Annotated in this window: 20 protein-coding genes; 9 read left to right on the top strand and 11 right to left on the bottom strand. The window is 36.2% G+C overall.

The features are described 5' to 3' along the window. Positions 1 to 142: 142 nt before the first annotated feature. From ACM6F9_RS07465 to ACM6F9_RS07455, 3 genes are all read left to right on the top strand, one after another. Positions 143 to 706 (top strand): Crp/Fnr family transcriptional regulator, encoded by a 564-nt coding sequence (locus tag ACM6F9_RS07465; protein WP_129036561.1) that lies wholly within the window; start codon positions 143 to 145, stop codon positions 704 to 706. A 243-nt stretch (positions 707 to 949) separates the two neighbouring features. After that, on the top strand, positions 950 to 1,282 hold the full coding sequence (locus ACM6F9_RS07460) for a DMT family transporter (protein ID WP_414845128.1): 333 nt from the start codon (positions 950 to 952) through the stop codon (positions 1,280 to 1,282). Between the two features lie 142 nt (positions 1,283 to 1,424). Continuing rightward, positions 1,425 to 2,135, top strand: coding sequence for a T9SS type A sorting domain-containing protein (locus ACM6F9_RS07455; protein ID WP_414845127.1), 711 nt, complete (start codon positions 1,425 to 1,427; stop codon positions 2,133 to 2,135). Between the two features lie 56 nt (positions 2,136 to 2,191). Here ACM6F9_RS07455 and ACM6F9_RS07450 read toward each other — a convergent pair whose 3' ends face one another. The 5 genes from ACM6F9_RS07450 to gpmI form a co-directional block, all read right to left on the bottom strand. Then, positions 2,192 to 2,959: a class I SAM-dependent methyltransferase gene (locus ACM6F9_RS07450; protein WP_414845126.1), complete on the bottom strand. Its 768-nt coding sequence runs from the start codon at positions 2,957 to 2,959 to the stop codon at positions 2,192 to 2,194. Continuing rightward, the gene (gene map / locus ACM6F9_RS07445) at positions 2,959 to 3,768 is read right to left on the bottom strand and encodes a type I methionyl aminopeptidase (protein WP_414845125.1); all 810 of its coding nucleotides are present in this window, start codon (positions 3,766 to 3,768) and stop codon (positions 2,959 to 2,961) included. Before map ends, ACM6F9_RS07450 begins: the two co-directional genes overlap by 1 nt. Before the next feature lie 157 nt (positions 3,769 to 3,925). Continuing rightward, positions 3,926 to 4,357 carry a BT0820 family HAD-type phosphatase gene (locus ACM6F9_RS07440; RefSeq protein WP_414845124.1) on the bottom strand — a complete coding sequence of 144 codons (432 nt, stop codon included), beginning with the start codon at positions 4,355 to 4,357 and terminating at the stop codon, positions 3,926 to 3,928. A gap of 101 nt (positions 4,358 to 4,458) precedes the next feature. Further along, positions 4,459 to 5,436, bottom strand: coding sequence for an acyl-ACP desaturase (locus ACM6F9_RS07435; protein WP_414845123.1), 978 nt, complete (start codon positions 5,434 to 5,436; stop codon positions 4,459 to 4,461). A gap of 150 nt (positions 5,437 to 5,586) precedes the next feature. Then, positions 5,587 to 7,128 (bottom strand): 2,3-bisphosphoglycerate-independent phosphoglycerate mutase, encoded by a 1,542-nt coding sequence (gpmI, locus tag ACM6F9_RS07430; protein WP_414845122.1) that lies wholly within the window; start codon positions 7,126 to 7,128, stop codon positions 5,587 to 5,589. A gap of 193 nt (positions 7,129 to 7,321) precedes the next feature. On the opposite strand from gpmI, the gene ACM6F9_RS07425 reads away from it, so the two are divergent. Beyond that, a complete protein-coding gene (locus tag ACM6F9_RS07425; RefSeq protein WP_414845121.1) occupies positions 7,322 to 7,645 on the top strand; it encodes a translation initiation factor in 324 nt (107 codons plus the stop codon). Between the two features lie 2 nt (positions 7,646 to 7,647). Here ACM6F9_RS07425 and ACM6F9_RS07420 read toward each other — a convergent pair whose 3' ends face one another. From ACM6F9_RS07420 to ACM6F9_RS07410, 3 genes are all read right to left on the bottom strand, one after another. Further along, positions 7,648 to 8,547, bottom strand: coding sequence for a leucine-rich repeat domain-containing protein (locus tag ACM6F9_RS07420; protein WP_414845120.1), 900 nt, complete (start codon positions 8,545 to 8,547; stop codon positions 7,648 to 7,650). Positions 8,548 to 8,604: 57 nt separating this feature from the next. Continuing rightward, positions 8,605 to 10,758: an alkaline phosphatase PhoX gene (locus tag ACM6F9_RS07415; RefSeq protein WP_414845119.1), complete on the bottom strand. Its 2,154-nt coding sequence runs from the start codon at positions 10,756 to 10,758 to the stop codon at positions 8,605 to 8,607. 552 nt (positions 10,759 to 11,310) lie between these two features. Further along, a complete protein-coding gene (locus tag ACM6F9_RS07410; RefSeq protein WP_414845118.1) occupies positions 11,311 to 13,140 on the bottom strand; it encodes a cytochrome-c peroxidase in 1,830 nt (609 codons plus the stop codon). A 231-nt stretch (positions 13,141 to 13,371) separates the two neighbouring features. Here ACM6F9_RS07410 and ACM6F9_RS07405 point away from each other — a divergent pair, with 231 nt between their 5' ends. Together ACM6F9_RS07405 and ACM6F9_RS07400 are read left to right on the top strand one after the other, a co-directional pair. Next, positions 13,372 to 13,857, top strand: a complete 486-nt coding sequence (locus ACM6F9_RS07405) for a hypothetical protein (RefSeq protein ID WP_414845117.1) — start codon at positions 13,372 to 13,374, stop codon at positions 13,855 to 13,857. A gap of 21 nt (positions 13,858 to 13,878) precedes the next feature. Next, complete coding sequence (locus ACM6F9_RS07400) at positions 13,879 to 14,733, top strand: nucleoside phosphorylase (protein WP_414845116.1); 855 nt, start codon at positions 13,879 to 13,881, stop codon at positions 14,731 to 14,733. A gap of 55 nt (positions 14,734 to 14,788) precedes the next feature. Here the strand turns inward: ACM6F9_RS07400 and ACM6F9_RS07395 are convergent, their stop codons facing one another. From ACM6F9_RS07395 to ACM6F9_RS07385, 3 genes are all read right to left on the bottom strand, one after another. Further along, positions 14,789 to 15,550, bottom strand: coding sequence for a hypothetical protein (locus ACM6F9_RS07395; RefSeq protein WP_414845115.1), 762 nt, complete (start codon positions 15,548 to 15,550; stop codon positions 14,789 to 14,791). A gap of 170 nt (positions 15,551 to 15,720) precedes the next feature. Continuing rightward, on the bottom strand, positions 15,721 to 15,882 hold the full coding sequence (locus ACM6F9_RS07390; RefSeq protein ID WP_414845114.1) for a hypothetical protein: 162 nt from the start codon (positions 15,880 to 15,882) through the stop codon (positions 15,721 to 15,723). A gap of 72 nt (positions 15,883 to 15,954) precedes the next feature. Continuing rightward, a complete protein-coding gene (locus ACM6F9_RS07385) occupies positions 15,955 to 16,512 on the bottom strand; it encodes a DNA-3-methyladenine glycosylase I (RefSeq protein ID WP_414845113.1) in 558 nt (185 codons plus the stop codon). A gap of 138 nt (positions 16,513 to 16,650) precedes the next feature. Between ACM6F9_RS07385 and ACM6F9_RS07380 the strand changes: the two genes are divergently transcribed. From ACM6F9_RS07380 to ACM6F9_RS07370, 3 genes are all read left to right on the top strand, one after another. Next, positions 16,651 to 16,950 (top strand): hypothetical protein, encoded by a 300-nt coding sequence (locus tag ACM6F9_RS07380; RefSeq protein ID WP_047384507.1) that lies wholly within the window; start codon positions 16,651 to 16,653, stop codon positions 16,948 to 16,950. 120 nt (positions 16,951 to 17,070) lie between these two features. Further along, positions 17,071 to 17,880, top strand: coding sequence for an enoyl-ACP reductase (locus ACM6F9_RS07375; RefSeq protein WP_047375319.1), 810 nt, complete (start codon positions 17,071 to 17,073; stop codon positions 17,878 to 17,880). A 227-nt stretch (positions 17,881 to 18,107) separates the two neighbouring features. Continuing rightward, a complete protein-coding gene (locus ACM6F9_RS07370) occupies positions 18,108 to 19,982 on the top strand; it encodes a DUF3472 domain-containing protein (RefSeq protein WP_414845112.1) in 1,875 nt (624 codons plus the stop codon). Positions 19,983 to 20,043 lie beyond the last annotated feature (61 nt).

Raw genomic sequence — 20,043 nt, 5'->3', positions numbered from 1 at the left:
GAAAAAAGAGAGTTATACAATCTTAAATGGCTGTGATAAAAGAGATTTTAAAATAAGCCCAAAACAAGACATCAAAAAAAATCAGATTATTTTGTATTGCATTACTTAAAACTAATATTTTTGAATATTAGAATTCATCTTTATGAATATAGACCAGATTCTTGACAAGGTTTACCTTCTTCCTGAAGCATCAAAAAATAGTTTAAAAGAGCATATCACAGAGGTTTCGCATCCTAAAGGCTTTTGTCTGATGGAAGCCGATAAAGTGATTCCTTATCTGTATTTTATCCGAAAAGGAATTGCAAGAGCCTATTCTTCAACGGCTGATAATGATATCACTTTTTGGTTCGGAAGTGAGGGACAATGTATTCTCTCGATGAAAAGCTATGTAGAGGACAAACCCGGCTATGAAAGTATTGAATTGCTGGAAGACTGCGATCTGTACAGAATGGAAACAGAAAATCTCAGAAAACTGTTTAATGAAGATATCCATATTGCCAACTGGGGAAGAAAACTGGCAGAAGCAGAGATGATAAAATCTGAGGAATTAATTATTTCCCGACAGTTCAAGACTTCACTGGAACGTTACAAAGATATTATGGCTTATCAACCTGACTTGCTTAAAAGGGTTCAGCTGGGTTATATTGCGTCTTATCTTGGAATTACACAAGTGAGTTTGAGTAGAATACGGGCTGAGATAAAGTAATTTCAGTTTTGAGGCTGGAAGAAGGAAGATGGAAGTTATTGTTTCGTATAACAATTTTATTTTTCTATAGAAAGTTCTTAGATTCATTAATAATTAAAATTGAATATCCCTCTTTAACCGACTATCATAACTTCTACCTTCCAGCACCCATCTTCCTTTCTTAAAATCGCCTTCATTTTTTAACAATTGTAAAATTTTTTCTCACATCAAATTCTGAAATTTGCAGTAGTAAAATTTTAAAAAATGAATTGGTTAGTATTAGTTATCGCGGGATTATTTGAAGTTGCCTTCGCATCATGTCTGGGAAAGGCAAAAGAAACATCAGGAACGGAGATGTACCTGTGGTATACCGGCTTTTTGATAACAATGACAATCAGTATGCTTTTGCTGATCAAAGCTACTCAAACTCTGCCTATCGGTACTGCTTATGCGGTATGGACGGGAATTGGGGCTGTCGGAACTGCTTTAATGGGAATTATCTTCTTTAAAGATCCTGTAAGCTTCTGGAGAGTGTTCTTTATTGTAACACTTATTGGTTCTGTTGTAGGATTAAAAGCTGTATCTTCCTCACATTAGAAAGTGCATAAACTTCTATCTATATTTAAAAATGGAAACCGTCTTTGTAGTGAAGGCGGTTTTTTTACTTATTTTATTATCATGATTAAATTGAAGCCGTAAAGAGAAATTCTTTTATATCTTTACCGTAAACTTTTAACTCATGAAAAAAATACTATTCCTTTTAGCAGGTAGTTTACTGACTGCCCAGCAAACCTCTGAATTACTTTCCAATACGTGGTATATTTCCAAAATGGTAACAAGCAGCGGACAAACAACCAACACTCCCTTAATTGATAACGGAGTTCCAGCTACTACATTCAATTCAGCCGGAGGAACAAGCTATGTTATTAATTCCAAATATTATAATACTTCCATGATGAGCTTTGGAGTGATGCCCGGAGGTAATAATCTTATTAAAACAGCGAGTTCTTGTACCCTTTTATTTTATAACGGAGGAAATGCAGCACCTGTTCGTGCCTACGATCAAAAAAACTGTGACGCGTACGTTTTAGGAGCTTACGGATCTATATACAGTTACCAGATTACAACCAGTGGCAACGTAAAGACTTTGATAATAACAGATCCTTCAGGAAACAAAATCTATTATAACAACACCGCACAATTGAGCACTAAAGAAACGGAAGCTGTAAAGAAAACTTTCAAAACGTATCCCAACCCTGTAAAAGAGGTTTTAAACATTGAAAATATTGAAAAAAGCCTTTCGCTTAAAATATACGATATGTCAGGGAAGCTGGTATTTGAAACAACCACTAACAGCAGTAAAATATCAATTGATACGAGTAGCTTACCAAAGGGACAATATGTTGTAATGATAGAGAATTATAAGTCTAATTCTTTCATCAAAGAGTAAAAAAGAACATTTCATTCATATAAAAACCCGCTTCAATAGTTGAAACGGGCTTTATTCTATTTTTTATAAACTATCGGTAAGATTTCGTTATATCTTAATCCGTATTTTTTTATTTCTTCTTCAGAGAATTTCTGTGAATAGAAGTTCTTTTCTATTTCGAAGCCTGCTTTTTTTAGGCGGTCAAAATAATCCATTCCATACCAGCGAACATGATCATACTGTCCGAAATGTTTCTGGCGTTCTTTTGGATCTTTAATGGTAAAATCTTCATAGGTTTTCTCTAATGAATTTTTCATCGGAACCTGAAGAATTCCCCATCCGCCGGGCTTCATTACCCTGTACAGCTCGCTCATTGCTTTTGCATCATCTTCAATATGTTCCAGAACATGGTTACAGAAAACGATATCAAAACTGTCATTTTCGAAAGGTAAATCCAGGATATCAGCCTTCACATCCACAATGGGAGAATACAAGTCTGCTGAAATATAATTCAGATTACTCATTCTCTTAAATTTCCTTAGAAATTCCTGTTCGGGAGCAATATGCAGAACTTTATAATTTTTGATAAAAAAATCAGTTTCGTTCTGAAGATACAGCCACATCTGACGGTGTCTCTCCAAACTTAAGGTTCCCGGAGACAGTGCATTTTCTCTTTGTTTTCCATATCCGTAAGGAAGGAATTTCCTGTAAGATCTTCCATCAATAGGGTCAAAGAACTGATCTCCTTTGAAAAACTGATAAATAAGCGGTCTTGCCCAGATGCTCATTTTAATAAGCATTGGACGCGGAATTTTATTCAGTAAAAGCTTCGTTACCTTTTTCATTAAAAATCCAGTTGGAACTGCTTTTCTTCATCACTTACAATCCCTAAAGCCTCGTATACATAATCAAATGTTGAAAGCAATACCGGCTTACCATTGATCACCGCTACATCATGTTCGAAATGAGCAGATGGCATATTGTCTAAAGTAGTTACTGTCCAACCGTCATTATGGAACTTCACTTTTTCAGTTCCCATATTTACCATTGGCTCGATAGCAATTGCTAAACCGTCTTTGATTACTTTTCCGCTTCCCTGTCTTCCGTAGTTTGGAACTTGTGGATCTTCATGCATTTTTCTTCCCAATCCGTGCCCTACAAGCTCTTTTACCACTCCATATCCTTCTTTTTCACAATGTGTCTGGATAGCATGGGAGATATCTCCTATTCTCTTTCCTCTGACAACCTGTTCAATTCCTTTGTATAAAGATTCTTTGGTAACCTGTAGTAATTTTTTAACCTCAGGTTTCACTTCCCCGATTTCAAATGTATAGGCATGATCTCCTACGAAACCGTTCAGAATAACTCCACAGTCTACAGAAAGAACATCTCCTTCTTTTATGACGTCATTATTTGGAAAACCATGAACTACCTGCTCATTCGGAGAGATACAAAGAGAATTTGGAAACCCTCCATAACCTAAGAATGCAGGTTCAGCACCATGATCTTTGATAAAATCATGCGCCAGTTTATCTAAATATAAGGTTGTAATCCCCGGTTTAATTTCTTTTGCCAACATTCCCAATGTTTTAGAAACCAGTCGGGCACTCTCCTTCATCAGACGTAATTCGTCTATCGTTTTTAATTGAATCATTGTATATAGATGTTAGATATTAGATGTTAGAAGCTAGATTACAGCATTATGCGTATTTCTATATTATAACAATCTATAAACTCTTTCTGATAAAACAGAAGCTTTGATTTGATATTAAAAAACTAACTTCTAATATCTGGCTTCCAATTTCTATATCTTACCAGAAAAGTCCTTTTTTCTTTTCTTTTTTAAGTTTTGAATAGGCAAGAACTTCTTTTCCTTCTACACGGAATTCTATTCTCTCCTGAATAATGTTGTAGATCTCACCCCATCCTGGGAATCCACCAAGGTTTCTGTCATCAATAAACCAATCTGCATCTAATTTTCTGGATTGAGTTTCGGAATCAAAAACTTCTCCTTCAAAGCTTGAATTCACTGCATAAAACTCTACCCCGTTTTTCTGGCAGAATTCTACTGCTTCATCTAAAGCTCTTCCGTGTCTGTATGTCCAAAGAATAAGTCTGTAACCTTCAGCCTGAAGTCTTTTTAATGTTTCGAAAGCAAAAGTTTTTGGTTTCCCAATTGCCGGGTAAGCATCATCAACAATAGTTCCGTCAAAGTCAACAGCAATCTTTTTATTATTTAACATTTTGTTCTTTTTTTAGCTTTGCAAAGATAAGAAATAAAAAGAGTGCCCAAAAGAAAGGCACTCAATAACTTTTATATTTTAAAGAATAATATAGATTCTTATTAACTTTTTACCCAGCTAAACTGAAACTGAAGATCCGGAGTAGAGACTCTGTCTGTGATCTTCTGAAGTCTTGCAGGAAGCTTCATCAAGTATTCCTGAGCTTTTTCTGCTTTTTCTGTAAGTCCTTTTACGTGTTCAATTTTCCATTCATCTAAAAGGTCTTTCATAATATTGATATAATCATTACCTGTGTACACCATACATCTTTGTGCAGCATCTGAGAAATGCCCCCAAAGCTCTCCTGCTTTTTGTCCGGACTGTCTCATCAAGTGAGCAGGCATTACAATTTTCTTACGCATCATATCCTCAAATGCAAGAATCATTTCTGAAGGGTCTACTTCAAGGATTTTCGCTACGAAGTGTTTGTATGCTTTAGCGTGTCTTGCTTCATCTGCAGCAATTACCCCACACATTTTTGCTAATTTCCCGTTTCCGGATTGTTTTGCCAATGTACCTACTCTTCTGTGAGAGATATTGGTAGCTGTTTCCTGGAAACTTGTATAAATGAAGTTTCTATACGGGTCCATACTTGTTCCCAAATCAAAACCATCATTAATAAGATATTGAGTCGTGATTTCCACTTCTCTCATGTTTACTCTTCCACACAGATAAAGATATTTATTTAATAAATCTCCGTGTCTGTTTTCTTCAGCAGTCCATGCTCTTACCCAATTTGCCCAGCCTAATTTTTCTTCCTGATTGATACCGTCAACACCCATTAACCAAGATTCATAAGAAGGAAGTGCTTCTTCTGTGATACAGTCACCAATCAATGTTACAAAAAGATCGTAAGGCATTTCACGGGCAAAAGTCTGAATTTCTTCTAAGTCATGTTTAAAATCATCGCTTGAAGGATCTGGTAAATAATCGGAAGGCTGCCATATTTTTTCAATTGGCGTTAAAAATTTATCAAGAAAAGAACCTACTTCCTTTTCCAATAATCCCATTACTTCTTTCCTAACAAGCTTTTGATACATTTTACTATTCAGTTTTAATTTACAAAGATATGATTTATTTGTTATTTAACGCATAATAAAGTATGCAACTCATACTTTATCTGATATAAATCATAAAAAAAATGCCGCAGCATAAGCATAACGGCATTTTTTAAACAATATTATTGAATTTTAATTAACTAAAACTTCTCCAGACATTGCATCTGGTATTTCAACACCCATTACTTTAAGGATTGTAGGGGCTACATCACCCAATTTTCCAGGTTTTAAATTCCATGTATGGTCTTTATCCATTACAATAAATGGAACAAGATTCGTTGAGTGCTGAGTATTAGGTGTTCCGTCCGGATTCTTCATTACATCTGAATTTCCGTGGTCGGCAAGAATGAAAACAGCATATCCGTTTTCATAGGCAGCGGTTGCTACTTTTTCGATGCACTGATCTACCACTTCAGCGGCTTTTACAGCAGCTTCAAAAACTCCCGTGTGCCCTACCATGTCTGTATTGGCAAAATTTAAACAAACAAAATCAGCCGTTCCCTGTTCCAGCTCTGGTACAATGGCGTTAGTAATATCATAGGCTGACATTTCCGGCTTCAAATCGTAAGTAGGAACGTCTTTCGGGCTTGGACACAACAGTCTTCTTTCGCCACTAAACTCCTCCTCTCTTCCTCCTGAGAAGAAGAAAGTAACGTGCGGATATTTCTCTGTTTCTGCAATCCTGATTTGAGATTTTCCATTCTTTTCTAGAATTTCGCCCATGGTTTCCGTCAGCACATTTTCATCGAAAACTACCTGTACATTCTGGAATGTTTTATCATAATTCGTTAATGTGATATAATAAAGGTTTAGCTTTTTCATATCATACTCCGGAAAGTCCTTCTGAGAAAGCACTTCTGTAATCTCTCTACCTCTGTCTGTACGGAAATTGAAGCAGATTACTACGTCATTATCAATGATTTTTGCCAACGGTACTATATTTCCAGTAGCAGTAGTATTCATTAAAATGATTGGCTTAAGGAATTCATCGGTAACATTATTATCATAAGAAGCTTTAATAGAAGCTAAAGCATCTGTTGATGGCTCACCTACTCCCTCCACAAGGGCATCATAAGCAAGTTTTACACGTTCCCATCTTTTATCTCTGTCCATTGCATAATATCTACCTACTACTGTTGCCAGTTTTCCTGTAGTAGCATCCATATGTTTCTGAAGCTCATCAATAAATCCTAATCCAGAGTGTGGATCACAGTCTCTACCATCGGTAAATGCATGAACAAAAACGTTCTCATTCAAACCGAATTCTTTTGCAGCGGTCAGTAATCCTTTTAAGTGATTAATATGGGAATGTACTCCTCCATTGGAAACCAATCCGATGAAGTGTACTTTTTTATTTTCTTTTTTGGCATATTCAAAAGCGTCCTGGATCACTTTTTCTTGTCCCAGTGTTCCATTTTCAACGGCCATGTTCAGTTTTACCAGATTTTGGTAAACCACTCTTCCGGCTCCCAAGTTCATGTGTCCTACTTCAGAATTTCCCATCTGTCCGGCTGGTAAACCTACAGCAAGTCCACTCGCTTCAAGCGTAGTATGTGGAAATTTTTGGTAACAGCTGTCTATGAATGGTGTGTTTGCTTTATCTATTGCAGAAACGTCAGGGTTTGTTCCTAATCCCCATCCGTCAAGAATGGCCAGTATTGCTTTTTTCGACATTTTGTAAAACTTTTGTTAGACAAATTTACCTAATTTCCTAGGAATAGAAGAATTTAAAGCCTCGAATTTTATTGATTACTGATGATCAGTCAATTGAACTGTGTCAAGGTTTGAAACCTTGACACGGGTAAAAATTTTAAATTTCGTTGATTATTTCCGTTCATTAATCCGTAAATCTTTTTAATTTTGCGGTATGGATTTAAGAGATCAATTGAAGAATCTTTTTCCTGATCATGACGAGCAGGATTTTGAGATGCCTGAAGAAGAATTCAAGCAGAAGGAGCCTTTGGTATGCAAATTTGAGAAAAAAGGAAGAAATGGTAAGCCTGTAACGATCGTTGAAGGCTGGGAAGGCAGTGAAGAAGACCTGAAAAAAATCTCAAAGAAAATAAAAACCACCTTGGGTATAGGCGGCTCTGAGAAGGACGGAACGATTATCATTCAAGGGGATAACCGTGATAAAATAATGAATATCCTTAAAGAAATGGGATATAAAACAAAACGTGTTGGCGGATAGTTCTAGAAATAGATCTGGGTGTCCGGCAATAAGGTTTTTAAATTTTCAATAGTAGATTTTTCTATAGGATTTCCTGTAAGAATCAATGTTTTCAGATTTTTAAGCTGTCTGATTTCTACAGGAAGATCTTTCAAATTATTATTGGCCAGATTCATGCTGACGATACTTTTCAACCCTTTTATTTTGGGTGAGATTTCTTTAATATTATTTCCACTTACATTCAAAAATTCAAGATTTCTTGATTTGAAAAGGTTTTCAGGAAGTTTATTGATAGCGTTCTGTTGTAATTCAAGATATTTTAAATTTTCAGGAAAGGACAGATTTCCAAGGTCATTGATCTGATTATCCGAAAGGTTCAGAAATTTCAGATTTTTGATTTGATCCAATCTGTTTGCAATAAAGCTGATCTGGTTTCCCTGAAGGTTAATTTCTTCCAGCGAGGGAATTTCCATAAGGGCTTCAGGAAAAGTATTCAGATTGTTGGCATCAAAATGGACTACTTTTAAGTTCTGAAGTTTTGCAAGATTAGGATTAATACTTGTCAGACTATTCAGATTCATTGAAAAAGAGGTTAGCTTCTTAAGGTTGCTTACCTCATCAGGAATGTATTTAATACTGTTTTCATTGACATTCAAAATTTCTAATTCTTTCAGGGCAAAGAGTTCCTGATCCATTTTCTCAAGCTTATTTGCCATGATATTCAAAAAGAACAGTGAATCCAGCTTTACAATCTGAGGGGGAATATTAAATAATCCCTTCTCTCTGAAACTCATACTGTAGACAGTTTTTTCACTCTTTAAAGCATCTTCAACATTGGTAAAAGTAGGATACTTCACCGGATCAATCTGTGCTTTGATCTGAGAAAGTGAGATTATGGAAATGAATAAGAAAAGCTTTTTCATAAAGATAAAAGATCTGCCAGCAACCGAGGCTGCCGACAGACAAGAATTATAAATAATTTATTTCTTTAAAAGTTTAACTGTTTTCTGGAAACCTCCTTCAGCTTCAATATTTAAAACTAAAACTCGGGATCCTTCCAACTGTTGTGTAAAATCAAGATCCAATACTTTGTTGACACCGTTGAATTTCTTCGTGTAAACGATTTTCCCATCCATGCTGTAAGCTGTCACAGAAATATCTTTCAATCCTTTTGGTGAATTGATTTTCACAATTCCTGAAGTTGGGTTTGGAGCTACTGTTACTGTACTTTCTGCAGTATGGTTTTCGATAGTTCCTAAAGATCCTTCAATCCCTAAGTTGTTTTTAAGAGCAATTACAATCGTTGCAGATTTTCCTTTATAATCGATGGTATTTCCTGTTGCATCCACATCTGTAGAAATGGTTGAATCCGGATGTTGAATAGAGAAGAAACCAAATTTGTGATCAGGTGTAAATGTCAATCCTGTAGGTTCTGAACCAGCCGGCATAGAAGCAAATAATCTTACTTTAGGATTGGCCTGAGTATGATCAGGAGCAATTACCCAGATATAGTTTTTACCTCCATCCTGAAGTACCCAAAGGTTTCCAAGTTCATCGAAAGTAAGGTTGTCATTACCATCTCCCCAAGCTTCAGATTTCATCCCTTGAGCAGTATTGAAAGAATATACGGAAGAACCTCCTCCTACAAATGTTTCTACCTGAGAAGCTGTGGTTCCGTTATCCTGAAGACGGTATACTCTGTCTAATCCTTTGGCTGTAAAATAGATTTTCCCATCCAACGGGCTGATGTCAACATCTTCCACTCCGTTGAATTTTGTTCCTCCTACCGATTGAGCATTGTTATTAGTATTGTTTTGGTCTGCTTTTGTTTTATTCGGAACCTGAACCCATGTTGCTGTAGTTCCTACCGGATCTCCCGCAGCAGTCAATCCCTGATCTAATTTCAGAACATAAAGATTTCCTGAAGAAAGGTCATTTGGAGTATCCAATACATATTTGTACACCATGTGTGTTCCACCATCTTCTCCATAATAAGCTGTAGTTCCGGCATTATTAACGACTACATTTTCATGGTTCATGATTCCCATCTGCCATAGCTTGCCTTTGGAACCGTCGGGATTCTTGGAAATAACCTGTGCTGTTGCAGGATCTATTTCTACCAGCCATCCGTAGTCTTTATACCCGTCGGCGTTCACATCATTAGAAGTAACAGATTCTTCTGCTGTCACGATCGTTCCCCAAGGGGTAACTCCTCCTGAACAGTTTCTGATAGTTTGTACTAAACTTGGATCAGAAAAACTTACTGCTCTTGATTTTGTCAGCTGCCAAAGCTTTGAAGTCGCATTATAATTGATTTCCGCCATGGTAACTCCTCCAGGATTCGTTTCATGGTTTACAGAAAGATATCCGTTTGTACTACTTCCTGCTTTTGCAACATACCCTGTAAAGTCATTCTGACCTCCTACAAATCCTCCACCTTCAGTATAGCTGTCTCCTTCTTTTAAGATAAGTTGGTATTTATGTTCAGCAGGGATAATCAGTTTATTGGTCTGTGCTGTAGGAACAATTGAAGTAAAGCAGCTGATGTGTGTTCCGTTACAAGTTACAGGTGTAGTTGTATTGGTGGTTGTTTTAAGGTAAGCATCAATTCTTAAATCTGAACTGGTGGTACTTCTGTTATGCAATTCAACAGAAATTCTATTAACACCGTTTACAAATTTCGATTTTGGAATGGAAAAAATATTATAAACATTTTCTGCCGCCCCATCAATAGTGGTGGTTGAAAAAGTATTGAATGTCACAGTACCCGCAGGCATATTGTCTCTTACTACTTCTTCTCCGTTAAGGTATACAATGATACCGTCATCCCTCATTACACCAAGCTCCATATTGTCAGAAAGCGTAGAAAGATCCACTGTGAAATCTTTAGCAAAATAAGCTGTAGTAAGCCCTGAATTGATTGTCGTTGTTACAGGATCTCCATATCCTAACGGACCATTTCCAGCTGTCCATGTTGAAATGTCATAAGTCTGAGCATTCCATCCTGCCGGCTGAGCCTGATTGTTATCTTTGTAACTCCATGACGCATTTTTATTGAATATAAATGTCTGCGCATGCATACCAGAACTGGCCAGTACAGCCAAAGCTCCCATTGTTAGTAGTTTTCTCTTCATTTTTATTTGATTTATTAGACGTTGCAAAACTATTTTTTTAGAACTTCTCCTCTGTTAATAGGATTTTAAATATAGATCAGCAAATATTAACTTATCAAAAACGTAATGTTAAGGGGATTAACTTTTTGTTAAATGATGTGGGTTGCGGGGTTAAAGAATTCGAGTGTGGGAGGGTTTGAGAGTTGGAGGGTTTTAGGGTTGAAGTTACGAGGTGCGGGGTTTCGAGATGTTGGATGCGAGGTGAGATATGAAAAGATAATTATGTGATTCAGGGGTTCGAGTTTTGAGTTGCGAGATGCGGAATGCGGGATTCGTGCGGAAGTTTGAAAATAAAAAAAACTGTTTAAAATTGATACATGAATAGAGATTACTCAAGGACATCCAAAAATTATCCATCATATAGCTCGAATCACACACGCCGCCCTAACTCCACTCTCCACTCTCCGACACTCAAATTCTCGAACTCTCGAACCTCGCAACCCGAATTTCTACCCTCTCACTCTAAAACCCTAAAACTCTCCCACATTCAAACCCTCAAACCCCGAAACTCGCTTACTTCACTTTACTCACATCCGTAAGAGCATTCAGAAAGGCTATAATCTGTTTGATTTCTGTTTCGGTAAGGTTTAATTTATCAGGTGCTAAGGTTTGATTTTTCATTTTCAATCCTAATCCTTCTCCTCCTCCTTCGTTATAAAAATCCAGTACTTCTTCTAGTGTATTGAAGGCTCCATTATGGAAATAAGGTTTCGTAATAGCAATATTTCTAACTGTTACTGTTTTGAAAGAGTAATCATAAATCCATGATTTTTCTTTCTTTACAGGGCTGTTCCCTCTTCCTAAATCCTCATCAAGCTCTACAGGAAGCTGTTTGATGGGCTTCGTGGTAATTCCTAACACTTCGGATTCATTTTCATTAAAAAATGGTGGTACCAATCCGGAAAAATGAGGGGCAAAATGGCAGGTTGCACAATTGGCTTTTCCCATAAACAGGTTGAATCCTTTTTTCACATCATCGGAAACATTTTTTTCATTCCTCATAAAACGATCGAAATCACTGTCAAATGAGTATAGTGAAGCCACGTAAGAGCTTAATGCTTTTGAAAAATTTTCTTTACTGATTTTTCCGTCTTTGAAAGCATTTCGAAACGCTTTTTTATATTCAGGTTTCGTTTTTAATTTCTGAATAATACTTCCATAGCTTGTATTGAATTCCTGTTCATTATAAATAACGTGCTCCGCCTGCTGTTCAAGATAGAATGCACGAAGATCATAGAAAAATCTCTTGGCAAAAACAGCATTATATAAAGATGGAGAATTTCTCAAAACTGTTTTCCCTTCAACATTGCTTTGTGATTTTGCTTTAAGATCTGTAAAAGCATTTTCCTGAAGATGGCATGTAGCACAGCTCATTTTTCTGTTACCACTTAAGTTCTGATCATAGAAAATAGATTTTCCAAGATTTCTGAGATCCGAATTATCTTCTGAGGACTTTAATAAGGTATAAAAATACGGATCCAGAAAATCGCTGCTGAAAAAATTCTTATTTCCAACATTCCATCCTGAAAATTCTTTAAGATCATCCGGCCTTCCATCCCATTTTCCCAATTCTTCATACAACGGCTGTATGTATTTTTTGTAAAACTCGATCCTGTCAAAAGTTTCAAAATCTGTATTTTTTGAAAGATAGCTGATAGCATCTGTTAAGATCTGATTTGCTTTTTGTGTATTATAGTTTTTAAAATAAAGATCATCATTGATGTATTTCTGCATTCCTGAAAGAGCATGGCTTGTTTCTTCAGAAATATTCAGAGAACCCGGCGTATCAAAACCTGATACACCAAGTGAGTAGATCCTGATCAATTCTATACGTAAAGGCAAGGTTTTGTTGTTTCCTTTGCTCAAACCATTTTTTAAAGCACTTAAATAAAACCCGGAATAGCTGTTGTATAAAAAGGTAGTAATAGTCTTAATCTTTTCTTTTTCATTTTCTGCTTCATCTGAGAATATAAGCTCATCCAGCACCTGCAATCCTTCTGGAGGAAGTGTATATGATGATGTACCCGCAGCTTCGATATGAAACAGAGGGGCTGCGTTAAGATGGGTTTTGGTAAATTCAGGATAATGGTATGCAATATAGAATTCTATTTCTTTGAATGAATTTCTTGTACTGCTCAATGATTTCTGCAACTCTTCAAGGGGAATACGGTCTTCTGAGAACTTATCAACATCTGATTTCAGCTGTTCAAGCTTGGTTTTAAAATCAGACAAGCCTTTATTGACAAATGTATTTTCGCTTTCTTTTCCTTTATAAACAGGATTAAAAGACATTACTGCAAATCCTATCAGAAGGACGATTACAAGCAGTGGATAAGATCTCATGAATTTTTAGCGGCAAAAGTATTAATCCGATGTTATCCCAGTTTTAATAGCAGATTAAATAATGTTTATATTTCCGGTACAATATTTTTCACTAATTTTAAACCCCGAAATCAAATTCATTATTCTGAATAAGGCGGTTCTTCGAAATACCGGAAAATAATGGCGGGAGATTATTGGGAGAGGATTTTTTTTAAATTAAATTCAACACATCAAAAAAACTAAAATAGGATTATGAAAACAAAACTATGGTTTGCTGTTGCGGCAAGTTTCCTTTCTATGACAGCATTTTCGCAGAAAAAGAAGCAACCGGAAAAACCAGCAGAAAAGCCGCAGGAAATGGCTGTATATGCAGAGAAAAGAGGTTCTGATTATTATTTGGTCCGCCTGGAAAAGGATAAAAACATTCCCAATGTTTATGTATATTCTAACGGTATAACCAAACCCTATAAAAACTATACAGATCTGAAGGATATTGTTGTAGAATTCCCTGGAATGATGACTTCCAACAATTCTACCAAAGAAGAACTGATTTCTATTCTTAAAAAAGATGATCATTTCTACGAAATCACTTCACAGAGGAAAGATCCTAAAAACATTGAAAAAACTGTCATTACGGTATATGAAGTAATGAATGGTCAGAAAAGGATTGTAGAAGAATACAATGACATCTACGAGGTTATGGCATCTCCTTATAAAGAAGCTATTATGATTAATTAAAAACAAAAAAATATACATATTATGCTAAACAAACTTGCTGCCTCAGAACTTGTTCTGAATGAAGACGGAAGTGTATACCACCTGAATCTTCTTCCTGAAGATATTGCTGATAAAATTATCCTTGTAGGTGATCCAGACAGAGTAGCTAAAGTTTCAAAATACTTTGACACGGTAGAGATCAAAAAAAATAAAAGAGAATTCTATACCCATACAGGAACCCTTCGTGGAGAAAGAATCACTGTTATGTCTACAGGTATCGGAACGGAAAACATCGACATCGTCATGAACGAATTGGATGCTTTGGTGAATATTGATCTTCAAAACAAAGAATTCAAAACTGAGCACAAGGCTCTTGAACTATTCCGTATGGGAACTTGTGGAAGTGTAAATCCTGATGTACAGGTAGACAACATGTTGGTTACCCAGAATGTAGTAGGTTTAGACGGATTGATGCATTTCTATCAGGACTACAACTTCGAAAATGAGTTTTCTAAAAGCTTCTTAGAAAAATTCCCTTACGAAAAAATCAAGCCGATGCTTTATTTCTCAGACTGGGCAGCAGAAATGGGCGACTATTATAAAGATGCCAAATATCACGGAAATACAGCAACATTCCCTGGATTCTATGCCCCACAGGGAAGACAGCTTCGATTAAAAGCAGTAGATGATAAATTCTTAGAAACCCTAAATGATCTTGGAATCACCAATTTTGAGATGGAAACATCTGCTATTTATGCCCTTTCAAAATTATTAGGACACAAGGCCATTACCGTAAATAACGTTATTGCCAACAGAAGACGTGGAGAGTTCTCCGCAGACCACCATGCTTCTGAGAAAAACCTTATTGAATGGGTATTGGAAAGAATTATTAAGTAATTATTTTATTTACATACAGATAAAAACCTCCGGAATAGTTTCGGAGGTTTTTTTATTACAGGTGAAATATCCTAGGATCCGGATATTGAAATATATACTCCAGCTCTGAAACCAGCTTTGATGATAACACCTTCTTCCCTTTCACCTCAAACTCTTCATTATCTGTTATATCTTTCTGGGTATTAATCACCTGGCTTTTTGCCGGATGAACCGGAGCGGTCACATTATATAATTTTGTATTAGCTTTCCTTTCGATCATTTCTGATATAATCCCACTGATATCAGCATAATGAATATGATTCACTGCATAATCCAGATTACTCACATTATAGTTTTTCAAGAGTCTGTTATCTCCCATGAGGCCGCCAAGTCTTAGAATATTAAGCTGAGGATATTTATTTCTCAGCATTCTTTCACCCGATACTTTTTCCAGAGGAATGTCTTCTTCTGTAAATTCCTGAGGCAGATCAGGATAAACCCCTGTAGAACTCATCAGAAACATTTGTCCTTTAAAATCTCCGATAAAAGCTGATAAATTCTGAATTCTGTTGTATAAAGAACTTACGCAACAGCTCTTTTCAGAGACCGGAATTGTAATAATCAAAACATCAAGATCTTTCATCTCAGACCATTGGGAATAAGATTCTGTAAGCTGATAGTCAGGGAAAGAAGCTATTATAGCATCGATTCCTTTATTATTGAGTTGATCTGCTTTGCTTTCCGTTGTAGTTGTTGCTGATATGGTATATTTCCCTGAAAAGGAAGAAGCTATTCTCTCCCCTAGCCAGCCATACCCTATAATTCCTATTTTCTTCATATTTCGATAGAGATATTCATTTTAATAGTACAAAAATAGCCTATTTACAGGTGTAAAGTATTTTATATAAGAGAAATTTCAATTAAATTCATACTCAATATAGAAGCAAAAAAGGAATCCCAGTTCGGAAGTCCTTCACACTATATCAACTATAATAAAAAACCTATTATTTAAAACTCATTGATCATCACATAGAAATGTCCGGAGTACAAACTATTGGCACTTCCTGAGATATTAGTGAGATTAACCGTAATATTTGTTGCAGAAGTCAGTCTTGGATTTGAGATAGAAAATGAAAAATTTCCTGTAAAATCTCCTGCCGGGGAAACCACTACTACAGCTTTTGTAGAATCTGGCTAATAATTAATAATAAACTTCACCAAATTTCGAATAAAAAATAACTGTTATTTTCTCGTAAAACAGTCTTTTAAGTGATCATTTACCATTCCGGTCGCCTGCATATGGGCATAAATTACCGTAGAACCTACGAATTTGAAGCCTCTTTTTTTAAGTTCCTTTGAAATAAGATCCGAAATTTCTGTAGTAGCAGGAACAGCGGATAATGATTCCGGGCTGTTATCAATGGGTTTCCCGCCTATAAAATCCCATATGTATTGGGAAAAACTTCCAAATTCCCTTTGAACTTCCAAAAATTTCTGTGCATTACTGACCGCTGCCAGAATTTTCAGTCTGTTTCTTATAATTCCGGGATTGTTCATGAGTTCCTCGATCTTCTTATCAGAATAGGCAGCTACTTTTTTATAATCGAAATCATCAAAAGCTTTTCTGAAATTGTCTCTTTTAGACAAAATAGTATACCAGCTCAGTCCCGCCTGAAAACTTTCAAGAATAAGGAATTCAAATATCGTTTCATCATCATATACAGGTCTTCCCCACTCTTCATCATGATACTTTCTGTAGAGATCATCTTTTTCGCACCATCCACAGCGAATTTTTTCCATAATTATCAAATTTATATATTAAAGATACTACCGATTTGGAAAAAGATAACAAAATATTATGAAAAGTTTAACAACCTATCCTGATTTTAGGAATGGTTATTGTTTAATTACTAGTACCAAACTAAAATTTATAGTATTATGAACAATTCAGAGTATAACAAAGCGGAAAATGCAGTAAACAATGTAGAAAATTCTTTACAAAATGCAACGGATAAAGCCAAATGGAAAATCAATGAATTGGCAGACAAGGCCAAAGATTATATCAATGAGAAAAGGGATAATGATCAGGAGGCCAGCCAGGAAGACTGGTTAGACAGGGTAAAAGCTAATGTATCCGATGCATGGGAGGACATCAAAGATAAAGCAGATGAGGCATGGGAAAAAACCAAAGATGCAGCAGAGGATGTAAAGGCAGAATGGAATAAGAAAACCAATTAGTATTTCAGTCATATAAATATTTTCAATAAAATGGAGTCTTAAATTAATAAGGCTCCATTTTTTATTATGTCATAACCACAATTATTGTTACATTTGTAGTATAATAAACATTAAAAAATTATGTCATACGGTTTACTTAAAGGCAAAAAGGGAATTATTTTTGGAGCCCTTAATGAACAATCTATCGCATGGAAAGTTGCTGAAAGATGCCATGAGGAAGGTGCTGAATTCATTTTATCTAATGCTCCTATTGCTTTGAGAATGGGAGAACTTAATGGTTTAGCAGAAAAAACAGGTTCTGAAGTAATAGGTGCTGATGCTACTTCTATAGAAGATCTTGAAAAACTTTTTGATGCCGCTGTTGCAAAATTTGGGAAAATCGACTTTATCCTTCACTCTATCGGGATGTCTATCAACGTAAGAAAAGGAAAACATTATACAGAAATGAACTACGACTGGTTGGAAAAAGGCTGGGATATTTCCGCTGTTTCTTTCCACAAAGTAATGCGTGTGGCTTGGGAAAAAGACTGCATGAATGAGTGGGGAAGCATTTTGGCACTTACTTATATTGCTGCTCAGAGAACATTCCCGGATTATAATGATATGTCTGACAATAAGGCGTATCTGGAAAGTATCGCAAGAACTTTCGGGAACTATTGGGGTGAAAGAAAAGTACGTGTAAATACAGTTTCTCAGTCTCCTACAATGACTACTGCAGGTAGCGGTGTGAAAGGTTTCGGAGGATTCCTTGGATATGCAGAAGATATGTCTCCACTAGGGAATGCTACTGCTCTTGAATGTGCAGACTACTGTGTAACACTATTCTCTGATCTTACTAAAAAAGTAACAATGCAGAACCTTTTCCATGATGGTGGTTTCAGCAGTTCAGGAGTTACTCAGAGAGTAATCAGTAAATATGATACTGAATAATTAGCAGAAAACTTATTTTTTCAATACAATAAAGGAGCAATCCTATCAAATATCAGCAATGCATTCATGATGCATTGCTTTTTTTAATATAATCAAAACAATAAATAAATAATTTTCAATAAAAAAACGAATTAAAGTAATAATTTCAATATTTAATAACATTATTTTCAATATATTCGTTAATATATTGAAATATCCGTAAATTAGCACTGTTAAATAATCTATTTATGGAAAAAAAATTTAAATCTTGCGCAGCAATACTACTTATTGCTTCGTCCTCATTCTTTAATACTTCAAATGCTCAAACTTGCCCAAGTTGGGGTCCGTATCTCGAAGGTTTTGATATGGCCAACTCCGGTGAACTCTGGTATTCTGAAGTAATGGCAGACAATACCTGTAAAAAGGTAAACACCTATTATTCTACCCTGAATTTTTCTCTGGGCCCGCGTGGCGGATATGCAGGAATTCAGTACAAACAAAACGAAATCTATAACAACATTTTTTCAATGTGGGATTTGCAGGAAACCAACACACCACAGTGTACTACAGAATACGCTGCACCCAATACCCTTGTAGATGGTTTCGGAGGGGAAGGAACAGGTCTTCACACCGACAATCCTATGCCATGGACTCCCGGAACATGGTATGCCACTGTCGTGAGAAGATGGTCTACCGGTGACGGAAAAACCAGAATCGGATTCTTTATGTTTGATTATGGTACAGGAAAATGGAAGCATTATGTTACTATTGTTACTCCTGAAAACGATGCAAAATTTACAGGGACCAAGTTAGGAGGCTTTGTAGAAAACTGGAATCCAACAGCCAGCAAAGATACCCGCTGTGGATATTTCAGAAACTTCTGGAGTATGAATGCACAGGGAAGCTGGTCAAAACCTTTACGATATACTGCTTCAGCAGGAACAGGATCGTGGGGAGCAGAAACAGCTTTCAACAATACAGCAATTAAGGTAACTTCGTGTGGTACAACTCCTGCACCTGCTGGTAGTTCAATAACATTCAACGGAATTACTCAAAACGGTACAAAGCCTTCAACAGCAACACCCATTACTGTAACTACTGTTACTCCATCTTATAATACTTCTAATAATTCAGTAAACGTAAATTGGGCTAACTCAGAAAACACGAGCCCGCAGTTATCTTATAAAGTTTCACTATATACTGAAGCCAGCTGGGCAAATTCTTATACTCCAGTAGCAGTGGTTACGGGTATTCGACCAGATCAGAGAAGTGCCCAGGTACCGCTTCCTGCGAACTCCCAACCGGGAAAATATTATGTAAGTGTTGTACTGGAAGATATTTTTAAACAAACTTCCAATTTTGGATATAATAATCTGACAATAAGCAATATTATAACACCTCCCACTATTGACCCCAATGCTTATTACCGCATAAAATGTGTAGGAAGTGACCAATACATTACCCCAGCTAATTACAGTACTGCCTCCAATACCAAAATGGTTCAATACCCTTTTAACAGTAATACTGCTCAACAATGGAAACTGGAAAAAACCGGAAATAATTACATCATCATCAATCGTGCTTCAGGTTTAGCTATTGATATCCCAGGATCCAATATAACCAATGGTACTACGCTGATACAATATCCAAAACACAGTGGTAATAATCAACAATGGATATTAAAACCTTATACCTCTAATAAAGTTGTTATAGGAACTGCATTATCCAATATGAAATCAATGGATAATCCTGGCAATTCCCAAACCTCAGGAACTAATATAGACATCTGGGATCAAGACATGAATGGATCAGCAGGTGCTAATCATCAGTGGGTGCTTGAACAGGTAACAAGTGAGACATCCAAAATTTCTGCAAAACAAGAGATTACATCTACCGCTTATCCAAATCCAGTAAAACAAGGAGAAGATCTTACCATCAATCTTCCTGAAAACGGAAATATTTATGAATTGACGATCATCAACGCCGAAGGATTAACGATAAAATCCCAACAAGCGAAAGCGGGTAATACGACTATCTCTACTTCAGGTATGAGAACAGGAGTCTATTTTTATAATGCTAAAAACAGTAACGGAACTGTTTCCGGAAAGTTTTCAGTACAATAACTTCTATATATTTATAAAGATATATGACATGCGAATCGGGGGGGGCGGCGGGGGCGGCCCG

Source organism: Chryseobacterium sp. IT-36CA2 (assembly GCF_949767875.1).
Lineage (GTDB): Bacteria > Bacteroidota > Bacteroidia > Flavobacteriales > Weeksellaceae > Chryseobacterium.
This window is presented reverse-complemented; position numbering and strand designations above follow the sequence as displayed.

Coding starts and splice junctions, on each gene's coding strand:
- ACM6F9_RS07425 (WP_414845121.1), top strand. CDS start 7,322: ATGGATTTAAGAGATCAATTGAAGAATCTTTTTCCTGATCATGACGAG.
- ACM6F9_RS07420 (WP_414845120.1), bottom strand. CDS start 8,547: ATGAAAAAGCTTTTCTTATTCATTTCCATAATCTCACTTTCTCAGATC.
- ACM6F9_RS07395 (WP_414845115.1), bottom strand. CDS start 15,550: ATGAAGAAAATAGGAATTATAGGGTATGGCTGGCTAGGGGAGAGAATA.
- map (WP_414845125.1), bottom strand. CDS start 3,768: ATGATTCAATTAAAAACGATAGACGAATTACGTCTGATGAAGGAGAGT.
- ACM6F9_RS07465 (WP_129036561.1), top strand. CDS start 143: ATGAATATAGACCAGATTCTTGACAAGGTTTACCTTCTTCCTGAAGCA.
- ACM6F9_RS07460 (WP_414845128.1), top strand. CDS start 950: ATGAATTGGTTAGTATTAGTTATCGCGGGATTATTTGAAGTTGCCTTC.
- ACM6F9_RS07415 (WP_414845119.1), bottom strand. CDS start 10,758: ATGAAGAGAAAACTACTAACAATGGGAGCTTTGGCTGTACTGGCCAGT.
- ACM6F9_RS07440 (WP_414845124.1), bottom strand. CDS start 4,357: ATGTTAAATAATAAAAAGATTGCTGTTGACTTTGACGGAACTATTGTT.
- gpmI (WP_414845122.1), bottom strand. CDS start 7,128: ATGTCGAAAAAAGCAATACTGGCCATTCTTGACGGATGGGGATTAGGA.
- ACM6F9_RS07380 (WP_047384507.1), top strand. CDS start 16,651: ATGAACAATTCAGAGTATAACAAAGCGGAAAATGCAGTAAACAATGTA.
- ACM6F9_RS07450 (WP_414845126.1), bottom strand. CDS start 2,959: ATGAAAAAGGTAACGAAGCTTTTACTGAATAAAATTCCGCGTCCAATG.
- ACM6F9_RS07435 (WP_414845123.1), bottom strand. CDS start 5,436: ATGTATCAAAAGCTTGTTAGGAAAGAAGTAATGGGATTATTGGAAAAG.
- ACM6F9_RS07405 (WP_414845117.1), top strand. CDS start 13,372: ATGAAAACAAAACTATGGTTTGCTGTTGCGGCAAGTTTCCTTTCTATG.
- ACM6F9_RS07370 (WP_414845112.1), top strand. CDS start 18,108: ATGGAAAAAAAATTTAAATCTTGCGCAGCAATACTACTTATTGCTTCG.
- ACM6F9_RS07410 (WP_414845118.1), bottom strand. CDS start 13,140: ATGAGATCTTATCCACTGCTTGTAATCGTCCTTCTGATAGGATTTGCA.
- ACM6F9_RS07375 (WP_047375319.1), top strand. CDS start 17,071: ATGTCATACGGTTTACTTAAAGGCAAAAAGGGAATTATTTTTGGAGCC.
- ACM6F9_RS07455 (WP_414845127.1), top strand. CDS start 1,425: ATGAAAAAAATACTATTCCTTTTAGCAGGTAGTTTACTGACTGCCCAG.
- ACM6F9_RS07385 (WP_414845113.1), bottom strand. CDS start 16,512: ATGGAAAAAATTCGCTGTGGATGGTGCGAAAAAGATGATCTCTACAGA.
- ACM6F9_RS07400 (WP_414845116.1), top strand. CDS start 13,879: ATGCTAAACAAACTTGCTGCCTCAGAACTTGTTCTGAATGAAGACGGA.